Genomic DNA, 26617 nt, shown 5'->3' with positions numbered 1-26617 from the left:
GTTTCATATAAGGAAGCTGTTCTGTTTCAGCTATATTGCCCAGAGTGTGTTTCACTATGAGTGAAACGAGGAATTGAGGTGTCCATTTTATGACCGATCAAAGGTTTGTTGTCGTTGATATTGAAACCACCGGGAATTCACCAAAAAAAGGTGATAAAATCATTCAAATTGCTGCGGTGGTCATTGAAAATGGACAAATCGTCGAACGGTATTCAAAATATGTGAACCCAGGGAAAACGATTCCTGGATTTATTGAACAGCTGACAGGTATTAAGCAGCACATGGTTGATGACGCGGTGTTTTTTGAGGACATTGCCCAAGAGGTGTATGATCTCATACAGGGCGCTTATTTTGTTGCGCACAATGTTCATTTTGATTTGAACTTTTTAAACGATGAACTAAAAGCATGCGGGAAAAATGAGCTGGATGTGCTAGCGATTGATACGGTTGAAATTTCTAGAATTCTTTATCCTGAGCTTGAAGGTTATAAGCTAACTGAATTAAGCGAAGAGCTCATGCTTCCACATGACCACCCGCACAGGGCGGATAGTGATGCGGAAGTTACTGCCATGTTATTTTTAACCTTATTACATCAATTAAGGAATACACCGCCAAATGTGTTAAAACAGCTGCGCAGATTATCCTCTTATCTTCTAAGTGATATAGGACTTTTAATTAAGCAGCTTGAAACCAATCACTCTAGTCAGGATGATTCGCTTGTAGAAGTAGGATCTTTTGCTGTGAAAGATGTGACCAATCCTATCACTGAATCGACATATGCAGTAGGCGCTGACGACGAGCAGCTGTTTGAGGAGATAAAAGAGAAGCTTCCTCAAACATTAGAAGGCTATGAAGTAAGAGAAGGCCAGCTCACGATGATGAACAAAGTAAGAGATGCGTTCCATGAAAGAGCTTATGCGTTAATTGAAGCGGCGCCAGGAATCGGGAAAACACTCGCTTATCTTATACCAGCTGCTTTAGAAGCAAAGAAATCAGGAAAACCTGTCATTATCAGTACATATTCTATTTTACTGCAGCAGCAAATGCTTCAGCGCGATGTTCCGCTACTCAAGCAATTGCTCCCATTTGAGCCAGCCTCCTGTGTGTTTAAAGGGCGGGCACATTATATTTGTTTAGATAAGTTTGAGCATGTCCTGCATGAGGAAGATGATAACTATGATGTTGTCTTAACAAAAGCGCAAATTTTAATGTGGCTTCTTGTCACTGAAACAGGTGATTTGTCTGAACTGAATTTACCGTCAGGAGCTGCAAATATAAAAGACCGTATCTCTTGTGTGCACATGCCATTTACATCGAAAAAACGCCGTTTTAAAGAACATTGTTTTTATGAACGGGCTAAACGAAAGGCTCAAACCGCTGATTTAATTTTGACGAATCACCGTCTGCTTTTATCTCAAACAGAAGGAGCTTCTATCTTTCAGCATGCAGATGTCTATGTGATTGATGAGGCCCACCAATTTGAAAAAACAGCCAATGAAACGCTAGGTGACAGTGCGTCTTATATCCAGCTTCATGCGAAATTAACGCAGCTTGGCTCTTTGCAAGGCGGGCTGCTTAAGAAATTGAAAAAGAGATTTCATGGGGCAGGTTTATCAACTGACACCTTTATTGAAATGGACGAGTATCTTCAGCAGCTTCAGATGGAAAGTGACGCATTTTTTAGTACCGTTCATTCTTTTGTCAAAAGGACAAAACCAAAAGCGGACATCAATCGTCTCATTCATAGAGTCCGTCATCATTCAAAACATGCTCAGTGGGTCCGAATTAAAGAATCAGCGAGTAAGCTTTGTTCATTATTGATTGCTTGTGAGAAACTGTATGAGCAGCAAAAAAATGAGTTGCTTCACAAAAGTGGTCAGTTCATTGAGCAGTTTGCATTTGAAGCAGAAGAATACGATCAAGTGATGTCATTTATGCAGACATTCTGCAGTACGCTGTACCGGTTTATCTTTGAACCAAACAATGATGAAACCGTTTGGATTGAGATTGATGCAAAGGGTGCCAAGAATGCTGTCTTTATGCACGCGCAGCCGCTAGATACAGGGGAGTTGCTAGCTGATCGGTTCTTCATGAACAAAAAAAGCGTTGTCCTCACATCAGGGACGCTTACCATCAATCAACGCTTTGATTATTGCTTGGAACGTTTTGGCCTGCAAGATTTTTACCCACACCTTGTCCAAATTGATTCACCTTTTGAACTTGAAAAACAGCTTAAGGTCGTTGTACCTGCTGACATGCCGCCGATCACAAACCGTGATGAACGCGAATATGTGAAGCAAGCTGCAACATATATTAAAATCATGGAAAAGCAGGATCAAGCGAAAATATTGGTGTTATTTAATTCACATGAGATGTTAAAAGCAGTGTATGAAGAGCTGAAATCAGAAGGTATGCAATCGGCATTGTTTGCTCAAGGTTTGACAGGCGGGAGCCCTGTAAAATTGACGAAAATGTTCAAATTGGCGAAGCAGGCCATCTTGCTAGGAACAGGGAGTTTCTGGGAAGGTGTGGATTTTCCTGGCTCAGAGCTAACGACCGTCATTATGGCAAGGCTTCCTTTCCGACCACCCGATTCACCGCTCATTGAAGCAAAATGTGAAGCTGCAAAAAAACAGGGGAAGAATCCCTTTAAAGCCGTCGCTCTCCCGGAAGCTGTGTTAACGTTTAAGCAAGGAGCCGGCCGCTTGCTGCGCTCGGAAAAAGACATCGGAACATTGCTGATTTTAGACCGCCGAGTGAAAACCGCTTCGTATGGAAAACTATTTTTAGAATCACTTCATCATGCGCCAGTTCACGAGATGTCCAAAGAGTCGCTTGAGGCGTATATAGAAAAGCTCAACAACGAAAAGCCGCTGTCATAAGCGGCCTTTCACTGGTGTGGGTTTGGAGTTAATTTATCGTAACGGCTTTTTATGTTCCGTTGTAAAAATAGTATCGGTTCTCACATTGAAAAGTATGACTAACAATATTTACGTACCGAGGAGGAATTAGAAGTGGAAAGTAAAATAGAGGTACTTTCAACTGTTCAAATTAAGCATTCAGAAGACCTATACAAAATCGTCGATTTGCTGAACAGAACGCTTAAAAGGGAAGATCTTATGTTTGGATTAGCATTAGATCAAGAAGATCAAAATCAAGCGATATTTACCATATATCGCACATAGGGGAAGCTTGACATGAAAAAAATAGTTTGGATTATTTCATCCGTTGCTGCGCTCGTTTTACTCATTGGCATCATTAGCTTTTCGTGGATTTATCAAATTGCCATGGGTCAAAAAGAAGAAGGTCATGAGGCAGCGATTGAACGAGCAAAAAAGCAAGCATCATTAGCACAAGTAGAGCAAGTGGATACCTTTGTTGGGAAAGAAAAGCAATTTATTGTGGAAGGTAAAAACAAACAAAACGAAGCGATCTATGTGTGGGTACCTGCCAGCAAAAAAGAAAAAGTCATTGCTAAAAAAGCAAAAGAAGGCATTACTTCAACCCAAGCAGTACAAGCCGTTCAAAAGGAGAACACCATTTCTAAGCTAAAAAATGTTCAATTAGCACGAGAAGGTGACGTCCTCCTTTGGGAAGTAACGTACTTAAATGAGAACAATCAATATAGTTTCAGCTATGTTGATTTTACGACAGGACGAGTGGAAAAAAATTTAACACCGTAGTTTCTTCTGTCTTGCGTTGACCATGCTGATTTAGAACGGTTATAATAAAATGTATGAAAAAAGAATCACACCTATCTAACAAGGTGAGTTTCTTTCTGGCTTTGGAGGGAAATATGTTGAAAACAACTATTAATCAAGTGTTTAAACACGTCGATGAAGAAGTAACAATCGGCGCATGGATTGCCAATAAACGTTCAAGCGGGAAAATTGCATTCTTGCAGCTTCGCGACGGGACAGGCTTTATTCAAGGAGTCGTTGTAAAAGCAGAGGTGGAAGAGGAAGTCTTTAAGCTTGCGAAATCAGTGACACAAGAGACATCGGTCTATGTCACAGGACAAGTAACAAAAGACGAACGTTCACCACTTGGTTTTGAATTACAAGTGAAATCCATTGAAGTGATTCACGAAGCAACAGATTACCCAATTACACCAAAAGAACATGGAACAGAATTCTTAATGGATCACCGTCATTTATGGCTGCGTTCTAAAAAACAGCATGCCATTATGAAAATCCGTAATGAAATTATTCGTGCTACATATGAGTTTTTCCATCAAGAAGGTTTCGTGAAAGTGGATCCGCCAATCTTAACAGGAAGTGCTCCAGAAGGAACAACAGAGCTGTTTGCTACTAAATATTTTGATGAAGATGCATACCTTTCTCAAAGTGGACAGCTTTACATGGAAGCTGCTGCGATGGCACTCGGAAAAGTATTCTCATTCGGTCCAACATTTAGAGCAGAAAAATCGAAAACGAAACGTCATTTAATCGAGTTCTGGATGATCGAGCCTGAGATGGCATTTGTTGAATTTAATGAGAACCTTGAGTACCAAGAAAATTATGTGTCTCACGTTGTTCAAAGTGTACTTGAAAATTGTAAAGTAGAACTGCACACACTTGGCCGTGATACAGCAAAATTAGAAAACATCAAAGCACCATTCCCGCGCATCACATATGATGAAGCGATTAAATTTTTGCAGGATAAAGGATTTGATGACATCGAATGGGGAGATGATTTCGGTGCGCCGCATGAAACAGCGATCGCCGAAAGCTATGATAAACCAGTCTTTATCACTCATTACCCAACCTCATTAAAACCATTTTATATGCAGCCTGCACCAGACCGTGATGATGTCGTCCTTTGTGCAGATTTAATTGCGCCAGAAGGGTATGGAGAGATTATCGGCGGTTCTGAACGTGTTCATGATTTAGATCTGCTTGAAGCAAGATTAAAAGAACATGGGTTAGATCAAGAAACGTACAAATGGTACACAGAATTAAGACAGTATGGTTCTGTACCACATTCAGGTTTTGGTCTTGGACTTGAACGAACAGTTGCTTGGATTAGCGGAGCGCCGCATGTGCGTGAAACAATTCCATTCCCAAGATTATTAAACCGTTTATATCCTTAAGACGTGAAAGCCTCCAACATATGGAGGCTTTTTCAAACGTCTTAAGGGCAGCACGTATGAGAAAACGTGATATACTGAAAGTGAAGAGGTGTATCCGATGAAAAGGCAGCAATTTATAGATATGCAGAAAATGGGTTCGACCAGTTTGCCTAATTTCCTGATTGCCCATTATGAGCAATTAGGACTGAATGAATCACAAATGATGGTCATGTTAAAGATTAAAATGAATGAAGAACAAGGCGTCTTTTTTCAGACATTTGAAGAGCTTTCACATGGTATGACCATTTCGGCCGAAGAATGTGCTTATATGGTGCAGTATTTGATTCAAAAAGGGTTTATTTCGATCCAGCCGTTTGAAGACAGGTCTGGTATTCAGCATGACCGGTACTCGGTAGAACCCTTATGGGGTGTGCTGTATGACTTTTTAGAAGCAAAACAGGCGAAAGACCTGCAAAAGAATCATGTGCAGGCTGAAAAATCTTTATATGCGCTATTTGAAGATGAGTTTGGCAGACCACTTTCTCCTCTTGAAGGGGAAACACTCTCGATCTGGATGGATCAAGACCATCATGATGCTGAGATGATTCGTCTTGCTCTAAGAGAAGCCGTTTTATCAGGGAAATTAAATTTTCGCTATATCGATCGAATATTGTTTGAGTGGAAAAAGAAAGGGCTGAAAACAGCGGAAGAAGCGAAAGAGCATAGCCAGCATTTCCGTTCGCAGCAAAAAGCCCCACCTTCAAAAGAAGAAACATCTTCATATAAACGACAAGTTCCTTTTTATAATTGGCTGGAACAATAACCAATAAAGGAGAAGGCATGTTATCAAAAAAACAAATCAATGAATGTTTAGATATTATAGGAGATATGTTTCCAGAGGCTGAGTGTGAGCTTGTTCATTCCAATCCATTTGAACTAGTGATTGCTGTCGCACTCTCAGCGCAATGTACAGATGTTCTAGTGAACAAAGTGACCAAACATCTATTTCAAAAATATAAAACACCAGAAGACTATTTAAGTGTGCCGCTTGAAGAGTTGCAGCAGGATATTCGTTCGATCGGTCTTTATCGTAATAAGGCAAAAAACATTCAAAAATTAAGCCAAATGCTGATTGAAGATTATGGCGGTGAAGTGCCAAGAGATCGAGATGAGCTAATCAAGCTTCCAGGGGTTGGACGGAAAACAGCAAATGTCGTTGTATCTGTCGCTTTTGGAATTCCCGCCATTGCAGTAGATACACATGTCGAGCGCGTCAGCAAACGACTTGGGATTTGCCGCTGGAAGGATTCTGTTCTTGAGGTAGAGCAAACCTTAATGAAGAAGGTGCCAAAAGAGGATTGGTCCGTGACCCATCATCGTCTCATCTTTTTCGGCAGATATCACTGTAAGGCACAGCGGCCACAGTGTGAATCTTGTCCACTTCTTGATATGTGCAGAGAAGGGCAGAAGAGGCTGAAAAAAGGGCTGGTGAAGCTGGCATGAGCGGAGCAGCTGTTTTCACCTCATATGTCGAAAAGCTAAAAGAGAAAAAGGTAGAGATAAGCGGCGAAAAAAAGGATATATTAAGAATCAATCCACTCGCATTTGATCTATCTTCAGAACCTTTACTAGATGAGCAACCGTGGGAGAAAACGGAAGAATTTGTTCCTTTGATGTTTGATCTGTGGAATGAATTAAAAGACAACATGCTTCCTCGCTTTCAAACGAGAAAATCTCGGTGTGAAGAGGATGATATGCTGCAAGGCATTGTCAGTATGATTGCAATGTTTTACTGGATCAAAGGAGAGAAGCTTCAAACCTTTGATTGGGAGGAAATCAAACAACAGACGTTTCCAGTAGCCCCCATTAACTGGACAGAACGATTAGAGTTTATTTTACTTAAACCTACTCAATATCATTGCTTTATTCAATTGGACGAGTTATACACAGAGCTCAAAAAGCATTATGGAAAATACGAAGCACTCAGAAAGTTAAAACAAAATCGTTAAAAAAGCACTTGCCACATACGGCAAGTGCTTTTTTGTTATTCGTCTTCTTTGCGAGAAGTAGAATTTGACTGAGTATTTGAGCTTTGAGAATTGGCTTTCTCGTCGTCTTTCTTTTTATCTTTATTGGCATCGCTCTGTGAGTTGCTGTTTCCATTTGTACTGTCTGAGCCATCACCATTTTCGGTATTTCCGCCTTGATCTTTTTTATCATCAGGCTTCTGCTCATCAGTGCCGCCTTGGTTTTGATTATCATCTGTTTGATCTGTTTGCTCATCATCAGGTTGCTGTGGCTCTTCTTCTTCTTTGTTCTCATCATCTGCTTTTTCTTCCTCTTCTTCGTCATCTTTAATGGTGAGGAAGGTAGAAGCAGCTTTACTTGTGACATCGTCTACAGTCGCTGTCACTTGGAATTTATAGGTGGAACCTGGCTTCACATCAGAGATGACGGCTTCTTTAGAAGAGCTGTTTTGAATGTCTTTATAGCCTCCATCATCGACCGCTTGCTTCACATTAAATGTTGCATCTGCATCGTCATCATAACCCCAAGTGAGTGTAATCGATTTTTTCTCTTCATCATACACCGCTTTTAAGTCAGATGGTTTGTCAGCTTCTTTCTTTTCATATGTGTCAGAAACTTTTGTTGGGACAGTTCCTTTGACGAAGTATTCCGTTGTCTTCTTATCACTTGGTGTGTTTGGTCCAGCTAACTTCGCTGGATCTGATCCTTTTTCAACCGTTGCTTCAACGACACTGTCTGGCTTTTCAAATGAGCCGCTTCCATCATCAATTTGAGAAATTAATTTCTGGAAGACAACTTTGGCAACACGTTGTTCATAATCCGTGAGCCACATTTTGCCGTCTGCATCTTTTGAGTTGCCGATTCCGGTCCACACAGCTGCTGTGTATTGCGGTGTGTAACCGACAAACCATGAATCTTTCGCCCCGCCAGAAGGGATGTTGTATTTATTAATATCATCTTGTGTAAAGTTGGTTGTACCTGTTTTACCAGCTACTTGAACATTCGGTACTTGTGCGAGTGTACCTGTTCCAGATTGTACAGCAGTTTTCAGCATATCTGTGATCATAAATGCAGTGTAATCACTCATGGCTGCTTTAGAATCTGGAGTTAAGTCAAGCTTCGTCCCGTCATTAAATTCAACAGACGTTACAGCATGCGGTTCATTATAGTATCCGTTGTTACCGAATGCACTAAATGCACCAGCCATTTTAAGAGATGAGACACCTTCGTCAAATCCGCCGATTGAGTAAGACTCAGGAATGTCAGAAGGTAAGTCCAAACCTAAGTTATTGGCGAATTGAACAGCATTATCTGTACCAGCTTCTTGGAAAGCTTTTAAAGCAGGGATGTTTCGTGATTGTGCCAAAGCACTTCTCATCGACATTTTCCCTAAGTGTCTTCTGTCAAAGTTGTTAATTGGTGTACCGTTAGAGTACGTATAAGGCGCATCATCAATTTGCTGATATGTTGACCATTTTTTGTTTTCAATTACAGGGCCGTAATCTAAAATTGGTTTAATTGTAGATCCCGGCTGGCGTTTTGCATCAGTGGCATAGTTAAAGCCGCCGGCTGGCACATCACGACCACCACCAATGGCACGAATTTCACCATTTTTTGTATCCAGCAGGGTGACTCCAGCTTGCATACCTTTCGTAAATCCGGCTGAATCCCCATTGATAATGTCATCCAGATGATCCTGAGCTTTTCGATCAAGAGAAGTATAGATTTTTAATCCATCTGTTGATACATCTACTTTGGCTTTTTTCTGTACTTCTTCCATGACTTCTTCAATATAAGCAGAGTACTTACTTGAGTTTTGACTCTTATATTTATCAGCTGAAACAACTGTTTCGCTGACAGGTGTTGCTTTTGCTTCCTCATACTCTTTCTCTGAAATATAGCCTTGTTTTTTCATTAGGCCTAAAACGATATTACGGCGTTTTTCCGCTGCCTCTGGATGTTTCACTGGGTTATAGGCAGATGGACTTTGCGGCATACCTGCAAGTGTGGCAGCCTGTGCAACAGTTAGTTTATTTAAATCTGTCACTCCGAAAAATTGTTCAGCCGCTTTCCCAACACCATAAGCATAAGGAGAGAAGAAAATACGGTTTAAATACATTTCTAAAATTTCATCTTTAGAGTATTTTTGCTCAAGTTGAATCGAGAGCCATACTTCCTGTACTTTACGTTTTAACGTCTTTTGATTGTTAAGCAGGGAGTTCTTCACAACCTGCTGTGTAATCGTACTTCCACCTTCTGCTCCAAAACCGTCCTCGACGTTTGCGACAAGAGCACCACCAATACGGATAGGATCAATCCCGTGGTGTTTATAAAAACGTGCATCTTCAGTTGCAATAAACGCGTCTTTTACCACATCGGGTATATCTTTAATCGAGACATACGTTCTTTTTTCCGCCCCGACTTCTGCAAAGACTTTTTTGTCTTTATCGTAAAGTTTTGAAGAATACGGTGTTTTTAGCTTGCTATCATCAATAGAAGGAGCGCTTGATGCAAAAACGGCAAAAGTTGTGATTCCGGCTACTAAACAAAGAAGACCAATCACGAGTAAAGATAAAAATATTTTTTTAAATAGACCTGCTTTCTTTTTGCCTTTTTTGTTCTTTTGCTTCTTATTGTTTTCTTGACTTGCTTTACGTCGCTGTTCACGACTTGTAAATTGATCAGACATCACATCTCAACCTTTCGTGTTAAACCTTTTTCGAACGTAAATGTTGCTTGCTGTCATCCGAAAAATGAAGTGTCTCCACTACTTTAATATAATCAATTCTTGGCGAATATCCAAGTGTCATGAGGTGACCTGCTTCCATTAATTCATCTTTGCTAATGGATTTACGGCCGTTTTGCTGCTGCCGCTCCCAAAAGAAGAAGAGGTCAGTAGCGGACAAATAATAAACGGAACCAAATGCGGATATAATAACAAAACAAATACCGCCTTGCTTTTCAACCTGTTTCATATGCTCAATTTGATGGTCGTGGAAATTTTTGAGCGGAAACGAGGTGGTGCTTTTGGTTTCCTTTGCTTCAAAATCGATATAGCGCCCTTTGTATACCCCGTTGTAGTCTGTTGTGGAGGATTGTTTAAAATAGGCTTCTTTAATGACAGCAGCGCTTCTTTTTGGATAATCCACATTGACAATTTGAACAGGGGTAGGCTTTTTATGAATGACTGCGATCCCGTTGACCAAATAGTACTGGTTCGTTTCATTTAAGTCAGCTTCAAGCGTCATCCCGCGGTTACTATAAGATGATTCGCCGCTGATTCTTTTTTTTGTCCCAATTTGTTGAATGGGCTGATACGATTTTCCGTTAGGATACCGAATCATCAAGTTTCAGCCTCCTTTTAATGCATTTTGTATTGGAGAGATCACCATGTTGTCACAACAAGAGCACATGATTACCCAGCATATTTTACATGAAACGAAAGCGAAAAATAAGGACAACCTGACAAGGACAAATGCGTACAAGCGCTTTTATGACCGTCATCCAGAGATGAAATGGTCTCTGCTTGCTTCTTTTGTCTCCAGAAATGCTGGATGGTCGATGACAGATTTAAAAGGCGAGCTCTTCCATCCGGGTTTAACGGATCAGCAAGGGCATCTGTTCTTTACAGCATATGAAAGAGCGAATTGGTTGATCTTTTCAGATGCTTACCCGCAGCTTCTCTTGTATGAATGGTCAAAAAGGTGCCGTAAACCTTTATTTCATCTGCTGTCCCATTTCGGTGTGTCTCGTTTTATGAGCGCTGAGTGGGAACGATTTTGGCAAACGCGTGACACAGAGCGACTGCTGCATGCACTCATCATAAATGAACAATATACTATACAATCTCCTATTATACAAAATCCTCTCCTGAAAAAGAATGTTTTTCACTCGATTCAATATCTTTTCAGCGAGTGGGCACATTTTCAAACCGTCGTTTTTCCGACAGTAGACGGGCATTTGTATGGGTTAACCATACGAAAGTTTTCCCAAGTAAAAGAGCGCATTACGTTAGGGAAAAAACTAGCAAAACTATTGTTTCGAGCCGATTTGTTTTCGGATTTTTATCATTTTTTGCATACCGTGCCGCATACGGGATCTCGATTTGATTTTGAACCGTTTTTAGGGATTGCGCGAAGGTCAAGCCCTTTCCTCAGAACGGTGTATCCAGTCATGACACATTCATTAGACGATCAAAGGGAAGATTGGTTTCAAAAGAAATTGAGTCCATCCTTGTTTGAAGCAGAGCGTTTACCAAAACAAATTGAGCTGACCGACTGGTATTTTCATAAAAAAAGGCAGCTTCGTTTTCTTTTCTCATTAGAACACTATTTTTTGCATAAATAAAAAGCAGGGGGTACCTGCTTTTTTTACGTGGATGGACGGTTAGGACCGCCGAGCTTTTTATCAAGCTGATCTGTACTGTTTTCTTTCCCTTTTGTTTTTTGCTCTTTTGGTGCTTGCTGCTTTTTCATGACATCTACCTCCTTTGTCCTTAGAATTTACACAATCGGACGCGATCATACAAAGAAGGACAAGCACGTGTCGAAATGGAAGAAATTGCGCTTATCTTCACTTAGATTGGCGATTTAGTTCTAGTTTTGTCATGTATGAAGGAGGGAGCAAAAGAAAAGAGAATGTAACGAGAGATGATAAAGGAGGAATCTGATGATGAGCGAATTTGTATCAAAAGAATCCATTATGCAGTTGTTAGAGGAAATTGAGCGAAAGATTGATGCGGTGGAAGAAGAACTGTCTTTAGCTGTCAAAAAAACAAAAAACGCTGCCGTAGAGGAGCAAGAACAAATCATTGACCGTCTTGAATCTGAAGTGAAGGAATGTGAATTGAAAATTCATGCAGCAGAGTATAAGCTGCAGGCAAGACCCGCATATCACGCCGGATAGCTTTTCTATTTGAGCAATAAGTAAACGTTTGATAGGATGGTTCATAGAGGTGAACACTTTGGACAATCAAACATTACTTAAACATACACAAGAGTTGATCACGTGGATCGAAGAAGCATACGAGCAGTACCTAAAGGGAAAGGCAGAAGAGGAATACCCAGTTTATGATTTTTACAACGATATTAGCCCGGCCGTTGTCAAATTTGATCAGCAAATGGAAGAGTGGCTTACTGCTGCTACCTCATTTATTCATCAGGCCAAACCTAGATACTTACATCAAGAACAGCTTGAAGCCGTCCAAGAAAATGGAAAAGAGGTTGTGCTGCAATCTTATTTTGGCAAACAGCATGCACCTCGTGTGAAAAATTTAGTTGAGTCAGTGATTTATACACTGAACCTTTTAATAGAAGAAATCAACAAACGCAGCTGATGAAACAGCCTGCGTTTTTCTTATGGCTGCTGTAGGCACATCTTCTGCTTCCTGAACATAATATATCATTGACTTCAATATGTTTTCAGAGCGAGAGGAGCGAGATACATGTTCCCTTATTCAAACCAGCCATCTTATGAAATGAATCAATTTCAGCAACGGCCTTTTCCGTATCCAGATATGCAGCAGCCTCCGCAGCCTCCAGAATATTTCATGCCCCCATATCAAGGTGAAATGAACCAGCCGCCGTCTGCAGGTTATCAGCCGCCTTTTGGATATCAGGAAAACTTCCAGCCTTATCAGCCGCAGCCTGAAGCAATGAATCAGCCGCAAATGCAGCCGCCTGGCATGATGCCTATGCAGCAGCCTATGAATCCTTATCCTTTGCCAAGGCCGCAAAAACAGCAATCATCTCAATTTAAAAGTGTGCTGTCACAATTTAAAAAAACGAATGGGCAATACGATTTTAATAAAATGTTTGATACTGCTGGACAAATGATGAGTACAATGAATCAAGTGGGCTCATTGGCGAAAGGATTTACTAGTATTTTTAAAGCATAGCAAAACCCAATAGATATACATCTATTGGGTTGTTTGTTTTGGCGCAGTCACACGAAGTGATTGATCTTTCCAAACGCTCTTCATATTGGTTTCATCTATTTTTGCAGGCATTAAAATGGTTTTGGTAAAGCTCGAATAGGAGGAAGTCGTGTCTGTTTTGATTTTTTCCTGTACCGATAAGTGTAAATATTGCGCTTTCACTTCTAGTGCGATATCACCTTCGACAAAATGGTCTGGAAATCGAATCTCAATATATACATATTGATCATCTTCTGTCACATCGGTTGTAATGGATGCAAGTGAATGGCTCGTGGTCATCAGCGCCTCTGCACTATTTAAAATGTCGTGAAACGGCGATGATGCAAAAAATTGTTCAATTGCTTCATATAGAATGTCTTCATTTGCTAACAACTCGTGTTTCTTTTCACTTTCATGTTTCATTTGAATCACCTCTCATCTACAGCCTATGCAAAAGGGGCTCAGGCGGTTATCAATTGATGAGAGGAAAAAATTATGATTAAATAGTGTTGAATGAAGCAAGGTGTATGGGCGTGAAGGTTTATACGCTGAATAGATCTAGAAGCAAAGCTTGAAGGGAGCAAATGAACATTGCTGAAAAAATTATTCGGTTTCGGAAAAAACCAAGATGATGTAAAGGAAGAAGTCATTTATTCTCCAGTTGATGGAGAGTTAATGGATATGACCGATGTACCAGATCCCGTTTTTTCTCAAAAGATGATGGGAGACGGCGTAGCTGTAAAACCAAAAAACGGAACCATTGTGTCGCCAGTAGATGGTGAAATTATTCAACTCTTCCATACAAAACATGCAATTGGGATTCGAACACTCTCGGGGCTTGAACTTCTGATTCATATCGGACTTGAAACGGTTGGATTAAATGGTGAAGGCTTTGAAGCACACATAAAAGAAGGGGATAAAGTGAAAGCAGGTGATCCTCTCATTACATGTGATTTAGCGCTGATTGAAGAAAAAGCGGCAAGCACAGTGACACCAATTGTCATCATGAATGGTGATTTAGTAGAACATCTTGACAAAGAACCTAAGGGCTCTGTAGAAAAGCAGACGTCCAAGCTTTTTACAGTGAAAATGAAATAATCCAAAAAAACTACCCTGAGTTGATAGGGTAGTTTTTTTATTGAGGACATTAATCCTCCATTGGAACCCAGCCTTTACTTGCTTCCATGACAGTCCATAAACCCTCTGGAATCATGTACTTGTCTTTTTGACTGCGTTTAATGACGGTTTCAATCTCGTTTTCTCTGCCTTCTTTAATCTTTACTGCCCAATCGGGATCAACAATGACTTCTCTTGCAACAGCGATGAGTGGAATCCCTTGATTGTATGCATTCAGTGCATCCTCAGCTGTAATGACGCTACCGACGCCGATGAGTGGAAGCGTGTCACCACAGCGCTCTTTTAATAACTCCATCCGTGTCTTACTTGTATCAGCACCACGTCTTGCCTTAGAGTCAATCTCCATTAAAGAAATATGCAAGTAATCAAGGTTTTTTGTCTTAAGTACGTCCACTAAAGTAAATGTTTCTGTCATGGTTAAACCAGGTGTTTCTGGTTCTTCAGGTGATAATCGATACCCAAAGATAAATGGTTTTGTTACATGCTCTTTGATTGCTTCTTTCACTGCATCTACAACTGCAATTGGAAATGCGAGACGTTTTTCTTCGCTTCCGCCCCATTGATCTGTACGCTGATTACTATGCGGGGAGTAGAATTGCTGTAATAAATATCCGTTCGCTCCATGGATTTCGATCCCATCAAATCCTGCTTGGATTGCGCGCCTTGCTGCTTCTTTAAATGAGTCGATGATGTGAGGAATTTCTTCTTCTGTCAAAGCTCTCGCAATTTGTTTTCCATCTTTAAATACATCACTTGGCGCAACGACATCACCGTTTGGGACTAAATGAGGGAGAGCCTGAGAGCCGCCATGATGAATTTGCATAATGGCTTTTGTTCCTTTCGCTTGAATCGCAGAAGCAAGTTTTTGAAGGCCAGGTATATCTTCATCCCTTGCAATAGAAGGCTGTCCTTCAAACGCCTTACCATCTGGCGTTACGTTTGCACATGCGGTGATGACCATGCCCATTTCGCTTGATCTAGCGGTAATAAAATCAATTTCTTCCTTTGAGATCGTGCCATCCTCATGAGAACCGAAGTGTGTCATTGGTGCAACGACTAAACGGCCATCAATAGAGGCACCCCCTGGGAATGTAAAAGGTTCAAATAAAGGCTTAAATTCGTTTTTCAATCTGATCATCTTCTTCCTTGATAAAATCATTTCACTATAGAAGTGTAATAGATATTGTTACAACACATCAAAATATTTGCTCACAAGCGGTGCATCAAAAAATTGCCGCCTAGTCATGCAAACAAATATTCGGTACACTAGAATGAGAGGTGGATACCAGATGAAGAAGAAAACAATGAACGAACTCATAGAAGATTTAAAAAAAGATGAACAGATCGAGCATTGGCATGAAATTGAAGCGAAGCCTGCACTGACTTCTCCAATTCCTGAAAGAGTAAATGACAGGCTCAAAGTGGCACTTGAAAAAAGAGGTGTGACCGAACTGTACATTCATCAAAAGGAAGCCTTTGAACGTGTGATGGATGGTGAGAATGTGGTGACTGTGACACCTACAGCTTCAGGTAAAACGCTTTGTTACAATCTGCCAGTTCTTCAGTCGATCGCAGAAGATCAGACAAGCCGCTCCCTCTATTTATTTCCAACAAAAGCACTTGCGCAAGATCAAAAAAGTGAATTAAACGAAATCATTCATGAGATGGATGTTCCAATTCACAGTGAAACCTATGACGGGGACACCTCCCCAGCGATTCGCCAGCGCGTCAGACAGGCAGGACATATTGTCATCACAAATCCAGATATGCTGCACTCAGCGATTTTGCCTCATCATACGAAATGGGTCAGTTTATTTGAGAACTTAAAGTATATTGTCATTGATGAACTTCATACATACCGAGGCGTGTTTGGCAGTCATGTCGCCAATGTCATTCGTAGACTAAAACGAATTTGTGCTTTTTACGGAAGTGACCCGACCTTTATTTGTACATCAGCGACCATTGCGAATCCGAAAGAGCTTGCAGAGCAGCTGACCGGAAGCAAGGTGCATCTCATTGAACGCAACGGAGCACCTAGCGGTAAAAAGAATTTTGTCTTTTACAACCCGCCAGTCGTCAATAAGCCATTAAACATTAGACAAAGTGCGGCCACTGTTGTGAATCAGCTCGCTAAAACATTTTTAAAAGAAAAAATTCAGACGATTGTTTTTGCTAGAAGTAGGGTAAGAGTTGAAGTCATCCTAAGTCATATTCAAGAACTAGTGAAAAAAGAAATTGGTCCTAAATCGATCCGTGGTTATCGCGGGGGCTATTTGCCGAAAGAGCGGCGCATGATTGAAAAAGGCTTAAGGGAAGGAGACATTCTCGGTGTTGTCAGCACAAACGCACTAGAATTAGGAGTAGATATTGGACAGCTAAAAGTCTGTATCATGACCGGATATCCTGGCAGTGTAGCGAGTACATGGCAGCAGGCTGGACGAGCTGGAAGGCGTCATGAGGAAGCACTCATTATCATGGTCGCAAGCTCATCGCCACTTGACCAATATATTGTCAGACACCCTGAATACTTCTTTAACAGACCACCTGAATCGGCAAGAATCAATCCTGAGAACCTTATCATCCTAGTCGATCATCTAAAATGTGCGTCCTACGAGCTACCGTTTCGAGAAGATGAACAGTTTGGCGGTATGGAAGTAGAAGAAATTTTGCAATACTTACATGAAGAAGGGGTTCTTCATTTCAGCGGGAACCGTTATTATTGGTCAGATCAATCGTTCCCGGCTCATGGCATCAGTCTGAGATCTGCCAGTCAGGAAAATGTCGTCATTGTCGATCAATCCGATGTAGCGAATGTTCGAATTATTGGGGAGATGGATCGATTCAGTGCGATGACTTTACTTCATGATGAAGCGATTTATTTACATGAAGGGGTTCAGTATCAAGTGGAAAAGCTAGATTATGAACATCTTAAGGCTTATGTGAAACAAGTCGATGTAGAATATTATACAGATGCGAATTTAGCAGTTCAGCTCAAGGTGCTTGAAATTGATCAAACAACAGAGAAAGAGACGGTATCTGTTCACTACGGTGATGTGACCGTCAATGCAATGCCGACTATTTTCAAAAAAATTCGATTATCAACCGGTGAAAATATCGGTTCCGGCCCGATTCACTTACCTGAAGAAGAGATTCATACGAGTGCTGCTTGGTTTGAATTACATGAAGCAGAGCGGACATTTGAAGAAAAAACACTTGAACAGCTGTTGCTCGGTATTGCCAATGTTCTTCAGCATATTGTTCCGGCGTTTGTCATGTGTGACCGTTCAGACATTCATGTCATTTCTCAAATAAAGGCAGCCCATACCGGGAAACCGACCGTATTTTTATATGATCATTACCCAGGTGGAATCGGTTTAAGTAAAGAGGTGCAGGCTCGCTTTAATGAAATTGCCCGTGCAGCCACTCAGCTGATTGAGCGATGCAGCTGCGAGAACGGCTGTCCATCTTGTATTGGCATGGAAATGAAAGAGATCGATGGAAAAAGCAGTATCATTCAATTGATGGCAGGATTTTAAGGAAAGGGGGAAAAGACCTACTCATGTCATTAAAAGGAAAATTAAACAGAATGAAAAAACACCTGTCGCACAATCAGTCAGATGAAAAGCGTGGGGCAGTAAAAGAGGGACAAACGCCCACTGTGACGGCTGAAAACATTCCATTTCTAAAAGAGTGGGGGGAATTAGGTGCAGCTCCTTACTACTTTGAAGATTCTTTCTGCCTCATTCGGGAAGTGACCTATCCACTTGACCATCAGCATGGGCGATATTCATTTGCAGAACTGCCGGAGATGGTGAGTGCATGGAACAAAAGTGAGATTCAGCATTCACTTTCTGCAAAAGGCTACAAGCCTCACGAGCTATTTTTCTTCGATACAGAAACAACAGGACTATCTGGCGGAACGGGAAATATGATTTTTCTGCTTGGGCATGCGAGAGTTTATTCAGATAAAGTAGTGGTAAAGCAACATTTGCTCACAAATCCAGGAAATGAAGCGGCACTTTACAAAAGCTTTCTTAGTGAGGTGGATGTTGAATCGCTAGTGACATATAATGGAAAATCATTTGATTGGCCTCAAGTCAAAACGAGGCATACATTATTACGCGATCAAATACCTGCTCTACCTGAATTTGGTCATTTTGACCTTCTGCATGGGTCAAGGAGATTGTGGAAACATAAATATGAGCGTATGGCTCTTTCGGTTGTAGAAAAAGAGGAACTGCACGTCAATCGAGAGGGAGATACACCGGGGTTCCTCGCACCAATGATCTATTTTCACTTTTTAAAGGAACAAAACCCGAAACTGATTGAAGGAATTTTGACTCACAATGAACTTGATGTCTTATCGTTAATCAGTCTCTACATTCATTTGTCTAAAAAAATCTTATCCAAAGATGCGGTGAAGGAAGACGATGAGAAATATGCATTAGCTAAGTGGCATCTTGCTCACCGTGATGTGCAGGAAGCAACAAAGCACCTGCAAGAATTAACGGGAGCAGCGTTTGAGCATGCGGATCAAGCAGCTTATGATCTATCGTTACAGTACAAGCGATTAAAACAATGGGATGAAGCGGCATGCATATGGGGACGTCTATTTGAATCAAGTGATGTTCATTTAAGATTAAAAGCGGGTGTAGAGCTTGCAAAGTATGAAGAACACCGTCAAAAAGATCCAAAAGCAGCCCTTTCCATTACCCAAACATTGTTATCACGATCGTCTTTAAGTGAACGAGACATTGTGGAACTTGACAAGCGAGAAAAGAGGCTCTTAAGAAAAGCTGGGCAATGAAATTATTGCCTGGGAAAGCGCAAAAAATGACAACGTTCGGCTCTCGGCCGAAAATAAAAATTGTTTAGCACTTTTATTGTAGAAAAGTCACGAATCCTGTAAAATAACGTTAGATATTGAATGAGGAGCGTAGAGCATGTATAAGGGTCTTTTCTACTTGTTTTTTCTTGTTGTCATATTGGTCGCTTTTGTGTTTTCAAACTATAAAGATGTTTTTCTTGCAAACTTTTAAAATAGGTTAATGCATTAGTACATGTACACCTCTTGATTCATACATTATTAATGTAAGAAAATCAAGGAGAGGGGAATGCTACATGTACCATCATCATCATTGCAATCCAAATGTTACACAGCCAATTGTACATCCAACGAATCACTGCTGTACGCACAGTGAGTCAACTACAATTGTGCCGCACATCCACCCGCAGCATGTAACAAATGTTCATCACCAAAATTTCCAACATGTTCACTACTTCCCGCATACGTTTTCTCAGGTGGACCCGGCAACACATCAACACTTTAACTGCGGTGGACCTTGCTGTAACAGATAAAGTGAAAATGGGACTTTTATAAGTCCCTTTTTTTAAAAGCAGGTGAAAAAATGAAAAATATTGCTGTCACAGGGTACAAGCCATTTGAGCTTGGGATCTTCAAACAAGACGAGCCTGCACTTCAATACATAAAAGCGGAACTTCGGAAAAGGCTGACGGCACTCATTGAAGACGGGCTGGAATGGGTGCTCATTTCAGGTCAGTTAGGGGCAGAAATATGGACAGCTGAAGTGGTCTTTGAGCTTCAAGAGGAGTTTCCAGATTTAAAACTTGCTGTCATTACACCATTTTATGAACAGGAAGAGCGCTGGAATGAACAAAATAAAGAGCTGTATGAAGGCGTTCTTGCACAAGCTGATTTTGTAGAAAGTGTCACGCATAGACCGTATGAAAGTCCGGCACAATTTAAACAAAAGAACCGCTTTTTTATTGAAAAAACGGACGGCCTTCTCGTCTTATATGATCCCGAGCACGAAGGCTCGCCAAAATATATGATCAAAGAAGCTGAAACCTATACCGACTACCCAATTATGTATATCACAATGGATGATTTAAGAGCACAGGTTGAGGCGGAAGATCCGTTTTTTGACTAAAAGCAAGAGAAAATTTGACAACGTCACGTATTTCTGAAAAAATATACTATGAATTCACGATATGAGGTGAAAAAGATGCTTGCTGATAAAGTAAAGCTTTCTGCGAAAGAAATTTTAGAAAAAGAATTTAAAACAGGTGTCCGAGGGTATAAACAAGAAGAAGTCGATAAATTTCTAGATATGGTCATTAAAGACTATGAGACATTCCATCAAGAAATTGAAAAACTCCAACAAGAAAACCTTCACTTGTCAAAACAGCTTGAAGAAGCGGTTGAGCAAGGGAAAAGACAGCCTGCACAGTCCAATACAACAAACTTTGATATTTTAAAAAGACTATCTAATCTTGAGAAACACGTTTTCGGCAGCAAACTTTATGATTGAGTAATACCAAAAAAGCTTGTGTCAGATGACATTGTCGTTTATAATAACGCATGTTGATTAACGTTCGGGTAATCGCTGTAATGCTTTGACATTGCAGAGGAAAGTCCATGCTCGCACGGTGCTGAGATGCCCGTAGTGTTCGTGCCTGGCGAAAAAATAAGCCAGGGCAGCCTGGGAAAGGCTGACGGCAGGAAAAATGCCTACGTCCTTTTAGGATATGGCAAAGTATCCTTGAAAGTGCCACAGTGACGAAGTCTCACTAGAAATGGTGAGAGTGGAACGCGGTAAACCCCTCGAGCGAGAAACCCAAACTTGGTAGGGGAACTTTCTCAAAGGAACCAAACGGAGAGAAGGACAGAGAATTCTGTAGATAGATGATTACCACCTGAGTACGAGGCTTTTGCCGTTTGCAGTACGATGGAACAAAACATGGCTTACAGAACGTTATATCCGTTATCATAAACATGATGAAATCAAAGCTCTCCTATTTCTACATATGGAGAGCTTTTATCTTGATTAAGAAAAGAACGAGAAAACAGGTGATAAACAAATGAAAACCTATACACTCATCGCAACAGCGCCAATGGGAATTGAAGCGATAGTTGCAAAAGAAGTAAGAGACCTCGGGTATGAGTGCACCGTAGATAACGGAAAAGTTATTTTTCAAGGAGATGCGCTTGCCATCTGCCGTGCGAATCTATGGCTGCGTACAGCAGACCGGATCAAGGTCCAAGTTGCTGAATTTTCGGCTAGAACATTTGATGAGCTTTTTGAACAGACTAAAGCCATTGACTGGGCCGCATTTTTACCGAAAAATAGCACATTTCCCGTCATTGGTAAATCTGTTAAATCTCAGCTTGCCAGTGTGCCGGATTGTCAGCGCATCGTCAAAAAGGCTATTGCGCAAAAACTTAGATCATCTTACAACATACAGTCTGAATGGCTAGAAGAGACAGGCCCTGAATACAAAATCGAGGTAGCGCTTTTAAAAGATAAAGTATTGCTGACGCTTGATACGTCTGGTGTGGGTCTTCATAAACGTGGATACCGTGCAGATCAAGGGGGCGCGCCGATTAAAGAAACCCTTGCAGCGGCGCTTGTCTTATTAACGAACTGGACACCTGACCGTCCGTTTGTCGATCCTTTTTGCGGATCAGGAACAATTGCTATTGAAGCAGCGATGATTGGACAAAACATTGCCCCTGGATTTAACCGTGAGTTCGCATCTGAATCATGGGAATGGATCGGTGAGGACGTTTGGAACAAAGCACGCCTTGAAGTAGAAGAAAAGGCGAACTATGATCAGCCGCTTCACATTATCGCGAGCGATATTGATCATCGTATGGTAGAGATTGCGAAACTGAACGCAGAAGAAGCTGGTCTTAGTGAACTGATTCAATTTAAGCAAATGCAAGTGAAAGACTTTCAAACAAAAGATGAGTATGGTGTGATTGTCGGAAATCCGCCTTACGGTGAACGTCTCAGCGATAAGCCAGCTGTGGAAAAAATGTATCAAGGCATGGGCGAAGCATTGAAAAACCTAGATACGTGGTCCATTTACATTTTAACGTCACATGAAAAATTCGAAGAGTGTTTCGGAAGAAAAGCGACGAAAAAGAGAAAACTGTTTAATGGATTTATTAAAACAGACTATTATCAATACTGGGGAAAACGTCGGCCTAGGAAGCAAACAACTGAATCGTAACAAATGTCCACACCACGAGAAGGTGTGGATTTTTTTATGCTAAAACGGTATAAGTCTTGACGGGACGGAATAAACTGAACTTGATTTTAAAAAAAGAGGTGTCTTCATGATTCATTATGATCAATTTCAGTTAATTCAAAAAGCACTCGCTTCAACAGCCCGAGAAATAGAAGGGATTGAAACGGGACAATCTGCTAAACTTACGGCAGCCATCGAGAACTTAGCAATGGCTCAAAACTACATAGACCATTCAGAGCACGCATTTTTAATGAAGGAAAGCTACCAGCATCGCCTGCGCTCTTAAAAAAAGATTGTCATACCCCAGCATAAATGTTACTATTGAATGTCTGAATGATTCAAAAGTTGGGGGTTGAAGCAGGTGACAGCATCTCGTTTGCCTTTTTCATTAACAAAAGAACATAATTTTTACGAAGAACTGGGCAACTGGATTGGTGATGTTTTTTATGACATTTTGCCAGAAAAGGGCTTTGATCTTCGAGATGAACAAATATTCATGGCTTTTCAGTTAGAAAGGGCCTTTAAAGAAAAAAGTGTGATGTTTGCCGAAGCTGGGGTAGGCACAGGCAAAACAATCGTTTATCTTTTATTTGCGGTCACATATGCAAGATATACAGGGAAACCTGCGATCATTGCATGTGCAGACGAAACGTTAATTGAACAGCTGGTCAAACAAGAAGGTGATATCTATAAAATTGCCAATCACCTTGATATTCAAATAGATGCGAGATTAAGTAAATCGCATGATCAATATTTATGCTTAAAGAAACTAGAGAAAACGATGCAACGTGAAGATGATGAGAAGTGGCTCGATATTTATGAATCGCTTCCTTCATTTGTTCATGAATCTCATGGGATGCAGACATTTTATCCGTATGGTGATCGAAAAGAGTATCCAGAATTAACAAATGATGAGTGGTCAAGAATTGGTTATGACTCTTTTCAGGACTGCTTAACGTGCGACATGCGGCACCGCTGTGGCTTGAATTTATCAAGAGACCATTACCGAAAAGCAACAGATCTCATCATTTGTTCTCATGACTTTTACATGGAGCATGTATGGACAAAGGAGTCACGTAAACGTGAAGGACAGCTGCCGCTCCTTCCTGAGCATAGCTCTGTTGTATTTGATGAAGGACATCTTCTTGAATTTGCAGCACAAAAAGCGCTAACATACCGAGTGAAGCAATCAACACTTGAGACGTTTTTGGAGCGTCTCTTGCAAAATGATATTCGTGAAGAGTTTGCAGAGCTTGTTGAAGATGCACTTGCAACAAACGATCAGTTCTTTTATCTCTTAAAAACGAATGCCAAAGAAATCAAAGGATCACACCGTCTTGAAATTGGTCGTGTAGATGAGGTAAAGCGTTCAGCAAGTGAATTATGTGATTTGCTTGAGAAGATTGGAGAAGCGCTCGTATTTGAATCAGAGATGTACACAATTGATCAATACGAATTGTCTGTTGTGGAAGAGTACATTGAGCAGATGGCGTATTCTCTGTCGCTTTATCAGAAAAATGCCATTAGCTGGCTGGAGAAGCAAGAATTAGATACCACCTTTGTCGTCATGCCAAAAACGGTAGCAGAAGTTCTCGGTGAAAAGGTATTTTCGCAAAAAATCCCTTATATTTTCTCATCTGCTACGTTATCTGAAAATCAATCATTTGATTATTTAGCTGAAAGCCTTGGGATCAAAGATTATTTATCCATGAGTGTGGCTTCGCCGTATGATTATGAGGAGCAAATGCAAATGTATTTCCACGGAATTCAGCAGCCAATGACAGAGTCAGCTGTAAAAGGTCAGCACGTGCTATCTCAGGTAAAAGAAAATGGCGGTCGATCTCTTATTTTATTCCCTTCATTTGATGAACTGCATGTATTTAGAAAGCAGCTCGATGCATCAAATGAATCACTGCCTTTCCATGTGTATTTTGAAGGAGACGAGGAGATCAGTACCATTGTTCAAAAGTTCCAAGCGGATGAAACATCTGTGTTATGTTCCGTTCACTTGTGGGAAGGGCTGGATATTCCAGGACAGTCTCTAACAAATGTGGTCATTTGGGGACTTCCATATCCACCGCATGACCCAGTATTTGAAGCAAAACGGAATGAAGCGAAAGATGCATTTACTGAAGTAGACCTTCCGTACATGCTGCTTCGTCTCAGGCAGGGCATTGGGAGACTGATTCGGACAAGCCAAGATGCTGGCAGCATTCATATTTACTTTGGCAGTCAGAAAGATATTGAGCTGCAAAGTAAAATTGAATCCGTTCTTCCAGTAAGGCCAGTGATCTCTTAATGATAGAAAACCATTCAATAAAAGGAGGATACGATCAGCGTATCCTCCTTTTTCATTGACAAAAGAACATTTATTGAAGTAGCCTTGAAACGTACATACATATTTTATTGATTGGGGGAACGAACGCATGAGTCTTGAATCAAAAGAGAAAGCGTTTTATCAATTACTAGGAAAAATCGCCCATTATACAGAGGCGCTTCATTTACTTTATTGGGACTCTCGAACACAAGCGCCTAAAAAAAGTGCTGATTTCAGAGCAGAAACCATCGGTCAATTATCCAGCGATATCTTTAATATGAAGACTTCTGATGAAATGAGAGATCTTCTTGATGCATTAAATAAAGAGAAAGAAAAGCTGTCAAAAGACACGCAGAAGGCACTCGAATTATCGCAAAAAGAATATGATGAAAACAGTAAAATTCCAAAAGAAGAATTTAAAGAATACTCCATTCTTCAATCAAAAGCAGAACATGTTTGGGTAGAAGCAAGGGAGAAATCAGATTTTTCACTCTTTGCACCCTATTTAAAACAGCTGATTGATTTTAACAAGCGTTTCATTCAGTACTGGGGCGTGAAAAAAACACCATATGATGTGCTGCTCAATAATTATGAGCCGGATATGACGGTTGAACAACTCGATCAAAAATTCGGTGCACTCCGAGACGCCATCGTTCCTCTCGTGAAAAAAATTGAAGCTTCGCCAAATAAACCAGATACTTCGTTTTTATCGAAAAGCTTCCCGATCGACAAACAAAAAGAGCTGAGTCTCTTTTTCTTAAAAGAGTTAGGGTATGACTTTGACGCAGGACGACTTGATACAACGGTTCATCCATTTGCTGTGACATTAAGCAGAGGGGATGTACGTGTGACGACGCGTTATGATGAGCACGATTTTCGCATGGCGATCTTTGGCACCATTCACGAATGCGGCCATGCCATTTATGAACAAAATATTGATGAGGCACTGAGCGGAACGCTCTTATGTGACGGGACATCAATGGGTATTCATGAATCACAGTCTCTTTTCTTTGAGAACTTTATCGGCAGACATGAAGATTTCTGGAAAACGTATTATCAAAAGCTGCAAGAGGCATCTCCTGAACAATTTAAAGATGTCACTTTAGAAGAATTTGTGCATGCGGTGAATGAATCGAAGCCGACTTACATTCGAATTGAAGCAGATGAACTCACGTATCCGCTTCACATTATTATTCGCTATGAAATTGAAAAAGCCATTTTCAATGAAGAAGTAGCCGTTGAAGATCTGCCAGCGTTATGGAATGAAAAATATAAAGCATATCTTGGCATTACGCCGCCTAACGATGCGCTTGGTATTTTGCAGGATGTTCACTGGTCTGATGGTAGTTTTGGTTATTTCCCTTCATATGCACTTGGTTATATGTACGCGGCGCAATTAAAACAGCAAATGATCAAAGATTTACCGAATTTTGATGAACTGATTCAAAATGGGTCTTTTGCACCGATAAAAGAATGGCTAACTGAACATGTCCACAAGCACGGAAAACGGAAAAAGCCATCTGAGATCATTCAAGACGCAACTGGTGAAGAATTAAATGTTCAATACTTAATTGATTATTTAACAGATAAGTACACGAAACTGTATTTATCATAAATGAAAGGCACCCTTTGATCAGAAGGGTGCTTCAGCGTGTAGACAAACCCTCGCATTCGTTGTCAGGGTCTGCGCGCCGGTGCTCACGAGTGTTAAATTCGCTCTGCTCCGGTGCTCGCCCTTCCTAGACTGCAAAGGTTTTCTATCACGCTGAAAAGAAGACAAAGGGCTAAAGTAAAGTTCATTTTAGCTCTTTGTCAACAATCTGAGGCACCCTTTAATCAGCAGGGTGCTTTTTTGCTGGTTGAATATTCTAAAAACGAACGTTTAAAGCTTAATGATTATTTAAGTTCGGTATTTTTCTAGAAAAGTGCTTTCCAAGCGTCTGAAATCTTGTTATAATTTGAACACTATGAAACACTCATATAATCGCGTGATGAAGGCACGCAAGTTTCTACCGGACACCGATACCGTCCGACTATGAGTGAGCAAAATGAAACAGCTTTTGTATGAGCTGAAGATCCCGTGGATCGTTTTCGC

The 26617-nt window shown here is 40.8% G+C and carries 26 protein-coding genes, 1 other RNA gene and 1 riboswitch; of the genes, 22 read left to right on the top strand and 5 right to left on the bottom strand.

Going from position 1 to position 26617, the window contains the following annotated elements:
* Positions 1–89: 89 nt before the first annotated feature.
* The 7 genes from dinG to MHI58_RS10870 all read left to right on the top strand — a co-directional run bounded on the left by dinG (position 90) and on the right by MHI58_RS10870 (position 7080).
* Positions 90–2882 carry an ATP-dependent DNA helicase DinG gene (dinG, locus tag MHI58_RS10900; protein WP_045034309.1) on the top strand — a complete coding sequence of 931 codons (2793 nt, stop codon included), beginning with the start codon at positions 90–92 and terminating at the stop codon, positions 2880–2882.
* Between the two features lie 132 nt (positions 2883–3014).
* On the top strand, positions 3015–3185 hold the full coding sequence (locus MHI58_RS10895; protein ID WP_008344594.1) for a YpmA family protein: 171 nt from the start codon (positions 3015–3017) through the stop codon (positions 3183–3185).
* 12 nt (positions 3186–3197) lie between these two features.
* Entirely contained in the window at positions 3198–3683 is a 486-nt protein-coding gene (tseB, locus tag MHI58_RS10890; RefSeq protein WP_041507034.1) for a cell wall elongation/penicillin-binding protein regulator TseB, read from the top strand.
* 116 nt (positions 3684–3799) lie between these two features.
* Positions 3800–5092 carry an asparagine--tRNA ligase gene (gene asnS, locus MHI58_RS10885; protein ID WP_024718525.1) on the top strand — a complete coding sequence of 431 codons (1293 nt, stop codon included), beginning with the start codon at positions 3800–3802 and terminating at the stop codon, positions 5090–5092.
* A gap of 97 nt (positions 5093–5189) precedes the next feature.
* Positions 5190–5894 carry a DnaD domain-containing protein gene (locus MHI58_RS10880; protein ID WP_045034308.1) on the top strand — a complete coding sequence of 235 codons (705 nt, stop codon included), beginning with the start codon at positions 5190–5192 and terminating at the stop codon, positions 5892–5894.
* Positions 5895–5911: 17 nt separating this feature from the next.
* Positions 5912–6574, top strand: coding sequence for an endonuclease III (gene nth / locus MHI58_RS10875; RefSeq protein WP_008344602.1), 663 nt, complete (start codon positions 5912–5914; stop codon positions 6572–6574).
* Positions 6571–7080: a YpoC family protein gene (locus MHI58_RS10870; protein ID WP_045034307.1), complete on the top strand. Its 510-nt coding sequence runs from the start codon at positions 6571–6573 to the stop codon at positions 7078–7080. The genes nth and MHI58_RS10870 overlap by 4 nt, the downstream gene beginning before the upstream one ends.
* 35 nt (positions 7081–7115) lie before the next feature.
* Here the strand turns inward: MHI58_RS10870 and MHI58_RS10865 are convergent, their stop codons facing one another.
* On the bottom strand, positions 7116–9788 hold the full coding sequence (locus tag MHI58_RS10865; RefSeq protein ID WP_045034306.1) for a PBP1A family penicillin-binding protein: 2673 nt from the start codon (positions 9786–9788) through the stop codon (positions 7116–7118).
* Between the two features lie 19 nt (positions 9789–9807).
* Entirely contained in the window at positions 9808–10443 is a 636-nt protein-coding gene (gene recU / locus MHI58_RS10860) for a Holliday junction resolvase RecU (protein ID WP_017359733.1), read from the bottom strand.
* A gap of 46 nt (positions 10444–10489) precedes the next feature.
* Between recU and MHI58_RS10855 the strand changes: the two genes are divergently transcribed.
* On the top strand, positions 10490–11446 hold the full coding sequence (locus MHI58_RS10855) for a DUF2515 domain-containing protein (RefSeq protein ID WP_045034305.1): 957 nt from the start codon (positions 10490–10492) through the stop codon (positions 11444–11446).
* Between the two features lie 23 nt (positions 11447–11469).
* On the opposite strand, the gene sspM is transcribed toward MHI58_RS10855, so the two are convergent.
* On the bottom strand, positions 11470–11574 hold the full coding sequence (sspM, locus tag MHI58_RS10850; protein ID WP_017359731.1) for an acid-soluble spore protein SspM: 105 nt from the start codon (positions 11572–11574) through the stop codon (positions 11470–11472).
* A gap of 196 nt (positions 11575–11770) precedes the next feature.
* Between sspM and MHI58_RS10845 the strand changes: the two genes are divergently transcribed.
* The 3 genes from MHI58_RS10845 (at position 11771) to MHI58_RS10835 (ending at position 12995) form a co-directional block, all read left to right on the top strand.
* Complete coding sequence (locus MHI58_RS10845) at positions 11771–12004, top strand: DUF5446 family protein (protein ID WP_224558417.1); 234 nt, start codon at positions 11771–11773, stop codon at positions 12002–12004.
* Positions 12005–12053: 49 nt separating this feature from the next.
* Entirely contained in the window at positions 12054–12434 is a 381-nt protein-coding gene (locus MHI58_RS10840) for a YppE family protein (protein WP_234710322.1), read from the top strand.
* 108 nt (positions 12435–12542) lie between these two features.
* Positions 12543–12995, top strand: coding sequence for a YppG family protein (locus MHI58_RS10835; RefSeq protein WP_017359729.1), 453 nt, complete (start codon positions 12543–12545; stop codon positions 12993–12995).
* A gap of 21 nt (positions 12996–13016) precedes the next feature.
* On the opposite strand, the gene MHI58_RS10830 is transcribed toward MHI58_RS10835, so the two are convergent.
* Entirely contained in the window at positions 13017–13436 is a 420-nt protein-coding gene (locus MHI58_RS10830; RefSeq protein ID WP_007500867.1) for an Hsp20/alpha crystallin family protein, read from the bottom strand.
* 168 nt (positions 13437–13604) lie between these two features.
* On the opposite strand from MHI58_RS10830, the gene MHI58_RS10825 reads away from it, so the two are divergent.
* On the top strand, positions 13605–14111 hold the full coding sequence (locus MHI58_RS10825) for a PTS glucose transporter subunit IIA (protein WP_008344623.1): 507 nt from the start codon (positions 13605–13607) through the stop codon (positions 14109–14111).
* Positions 14112–14160: 49 nt separating this feature from the next.
* On the opposite strand, the gene MHI58_RS10820 is transcribed toward MHI58_RS10825, so the two are convergent.
* On the bottom strand, positions 14161–15279 hold the full coding sequence (locus MHI58_RS10820; RefSeq protein ID WP_234710323.1) for an NADH-dependent flavin oxidoreductase: 1119 nt from the start codon (positions 15277–15279) through the stop codon (positions 14161–14163).
* Between the two features lie 160 nt (positions 15280–15439).
* Here MHI58_RS10820 and MHI58_RS10815 point away from each other — a divergent pair, with 160 nt between their 5' ends.
* The 10 genes from MHI58_RS10815 to MHI58_RS10770 all read left to right on the top strand — a co-directional run bounded on the left by MHI58_RS10815 (position 15440) and on the right by MHI58_RS10770 (position 26137).
* On the top strand, positions 15440–17686 hold the full coding sequence (locus MHI58_RS10815; protein ID WP_041507040.1) for a DEAD/DEAH box helicase: 2247 nt from the start codon (positions 15440–15442) through the stop codon (positions 17684–17686).
* Between the two features lie 23 nt (positions 17687–17709).
* Complete coding sequence (locus MHI58_RS10810; RefSeq protein ID WP_368004319.1) at positions 17710–18957, top strand: ribonuclease H-like domain-containing protein; 1248 nt, start codon at positions 17710–17712, stop codon at positions 18955–18957.
* Between the two features lie 314 nt (positions 18958–19271).
* Positions 19272–19508 (top strand): spore coat protein CotD, encoded by a 237-nt coding sequence (gene cotD / locus MHI58_RS10805; RefSeq protein ID WP_072368252.1) that lies wholly within the window; start codon positions 19272–19274, stop codon positions 19506–19508.
* Positions 19509–19558: 50 nt separating this feature from the next.
* Positions 19559–20101: a DUF1273 domain-containing protein gene (locus tag MHI58_RS10800; protein WP_045035047.1), complete on the top strand. Its 543-nt coding sequence runs from the start codon at positions 19559–19561 to the stop codon at positions 20099–20101.
* A 75-nt stretch (positions 20102–20176) separates the two neighbouring features.
* Complete coding sequence (gpsB, locus tag MHI58_RS10795) at positions 20177–20482, top strand: cell division regulator GpsB (RefSeq protein ID WP_008344631.1); 306 nt, start codon at positions 20177–20179, stop codon at positions 20480–20482.
* A 60-nt stretch (positions 20483–20542) separates the two neighbouring features.
* Positions 20543–20924: RNase P RNA component class B (gene rnpB / locus MHI58_RS10790), an RNA gene on the top strand.
* 108 nt (positions 20925–21032) lie between these two features.
* The gene (locus MHI58_RS10785; RefSeq protein ID WP_039165648.1) at positions 21033–22187 is read left to right on the top strand and encodes a class I SAM-dependent RNA methyltransferase; all 1155 of its coding nucleotides are present in this window, start codon (positions 21033–21035) and stop codon (positions 22185–22187) included.
* Positions 22188–22293: 106 nt separating this feature from the next.
* On the top strand, positions 22294–22491 hold the full coding sequence (locus MHI58_RS10780) for a hypothetical protein (RefSeq protein WP_017359721.1): 198 nt from the start codon (positions 22294–22296) through the stop codon (positions 22489–22491).
* Between the two features lie 75 nt (positions 22492–22566).
* Positions 22567–24504: an ATP-dependent DNA helicase gene (locus MHI58_RS10775; RefSeq protein WP_045035048.1), complete on the top strand. Its 1938-nt coding sequence runs from the start codon at positions 22567–22569 to the stop codon at positions 24502–24504.
* A 127-nt stretch (positions 24505–24631) separates the two neighbouring features.
* The gene (locus MHI58_RS10770) at positions 24632–26137 is read left to right on the top strand and encodes a carboxypeptidase M32 (protein ID WP_024718539.1); all 1506 of its coding nucleotides are present in this window, start codon (positions 24632–24634) and stop codon (positions 26135–26137) included.
* A gap of 341 nt (positions 26138–26478) precedes the next feature.
* Positions 26479–26578: riboswitch (purine riboswitch) on the top strand.
* Positions 26579–26617 lie beyond the last annotated feature (39 nt).

Source organism: Bacillus sp. FSL K6-2869 (assembly GCF_040869405.1).
GTDB lineage: Bacteria > Bacillota > Bacilli > Bacillales > Bacillaceae > Bacillus > Bacillus altitudinis.
The sequence above is the reverse complement of the archived record's forward strand: the minus strand, read 5'-3'. Positions and strand labels throughout refer to the sequence as shown.

Bases quoted from the DNA above. Each gene is read 5' to 3' on its own strand.
- MHI58_RS10865 (WP_045034306.1), bottom strand. From the start codon at position 9,788: ATGTCTGATCAATTTACAAGTCGTGAACAGCGACGTAAAGCAAGTCAA.
- MHI58_RS10780 (WP_017359721.1), top strand. From the start codon at position 22,294: ATGATTCATTATGATCAATTTCAGTTAATTCAAAAAGCACTCGCTTCA.
- nth (WP_008344602.1), top strand. From the start codon at position 5,912: ATGTTATCAAAAAAACAAATCAATGAATGTTTAGATATTATAGGAGAT.
- MHI58_RS10810 (WP_368004319.1), top strand. From the start codon at position 17,710: ATGTCATTAAAAGGAAAATTAAACAGAATGAAAAAACACCTGTCGCAC.
- tseB (WP_041507034.1), top strand. From the start codon at position 3,198: ATGAAAAAAATAGTTTGGATTATTTCATCCGTTGCTGCGCTCGTTTTA.
- cotD (WP_072368252.1), top strand. From the start codon at position 19,272: ATGTACCATCATCATCATTGCAATCCAAATGTTACACAGCCAATTGTA.
- MHI58_RS10830 (WP_007500867.1), bottom strand. From the start codon at position 13,436: ATGAAACATGAAAGTGAAAAGAAACACGAGTTGTTAGCAAATGAAGAC.
- recU (WP_017359733.1), bottom strand. From the start codon at position 10,443: ATGATTCGGTATCCTAACGGAAAATCGTATCAGCCCATTCAACAAATT.
- MHI58_RS10785 (WP_039165648.1), top strand. From the start codon at position 21,033: ATGAAAACCTATACACTCATCGCAACAGCGCCAATGGGAATTGAAGCG.
- MHI58_RS10770 (WP_024718539.1), top strand. From the start codon at position 24,632: ATGAGTCTTGAATCAAAAGAGAAAGCGTTTTATCAATTACTAGGAAAA.
- MHI58_RS10845 (WP_224558417.1), top strand. From the start codon at position 11,771: ATGAGCGAATTTGTATCAAAAGAATCCATTATGCAGTTGTTAGAGGAA.
- MHI58_RS10870 (WP_045034307.1), top strand. From the start codon at position 6,571: ATGAGCGGAGCAGCTGTTTTCACCTCATATGTCGAAAAGCTAAAAGAG.
- MHI58_RS10800 (WP_045035047.1), top strand. From the start codon at position 19,559: ATGAAAAATATTGCTGTCACAGGGTACAAGCCATTTGAGCTTGGGATC.
- gpsB (WP_008344631.1), top strand. From the start codon at position 20,177: ATGCTTGCTGATAAAGTAAAGCTTTCTGCGAAAGAAATTTTAGAAAAA.
- sspM (WP_017359731.1), bottom strand. From the start codon at position 11,574: ATGAAAAAGCAGCAAGCACCAAAAGAGCAAAAAACAAAAGGGAAAGAA.
- MHI58_RS10880 (WP_045034308.1), top strand. From the start codon at position 5,190: ATGAAAAGGCAGCAATTTATAGATATGCAGAAAATGGGTTCGACCAGT.
- MHI58_RS10855 (WP_045034305.1), top strand. From the start codon at position 10,490: ATGTTGTCACAACAAGAGCACATGATTACCCAGCATATTTTACATGAA.
- dinG (WP_045034309.1), top strand. From the start codon at position 90: ATGACCGATCAAAGGTTTGTTGTCGTTGATATTGAAACCACCGGGAAT.
- MHI58_RS10835 (WP_017359729.1), top strand. From the start codon at position 12,543: ATGTTCCCTTATTCAAACCAGCCATCTTATGAAATGAATCAATTTCAG.
- MHI58_RS10815 (WP_041507040.1), top strand. From the start codon at position 15,440: ATGAAGAAGAAAACAATGAACGAACTCATAGAAGATTTAAAAAAAGAT.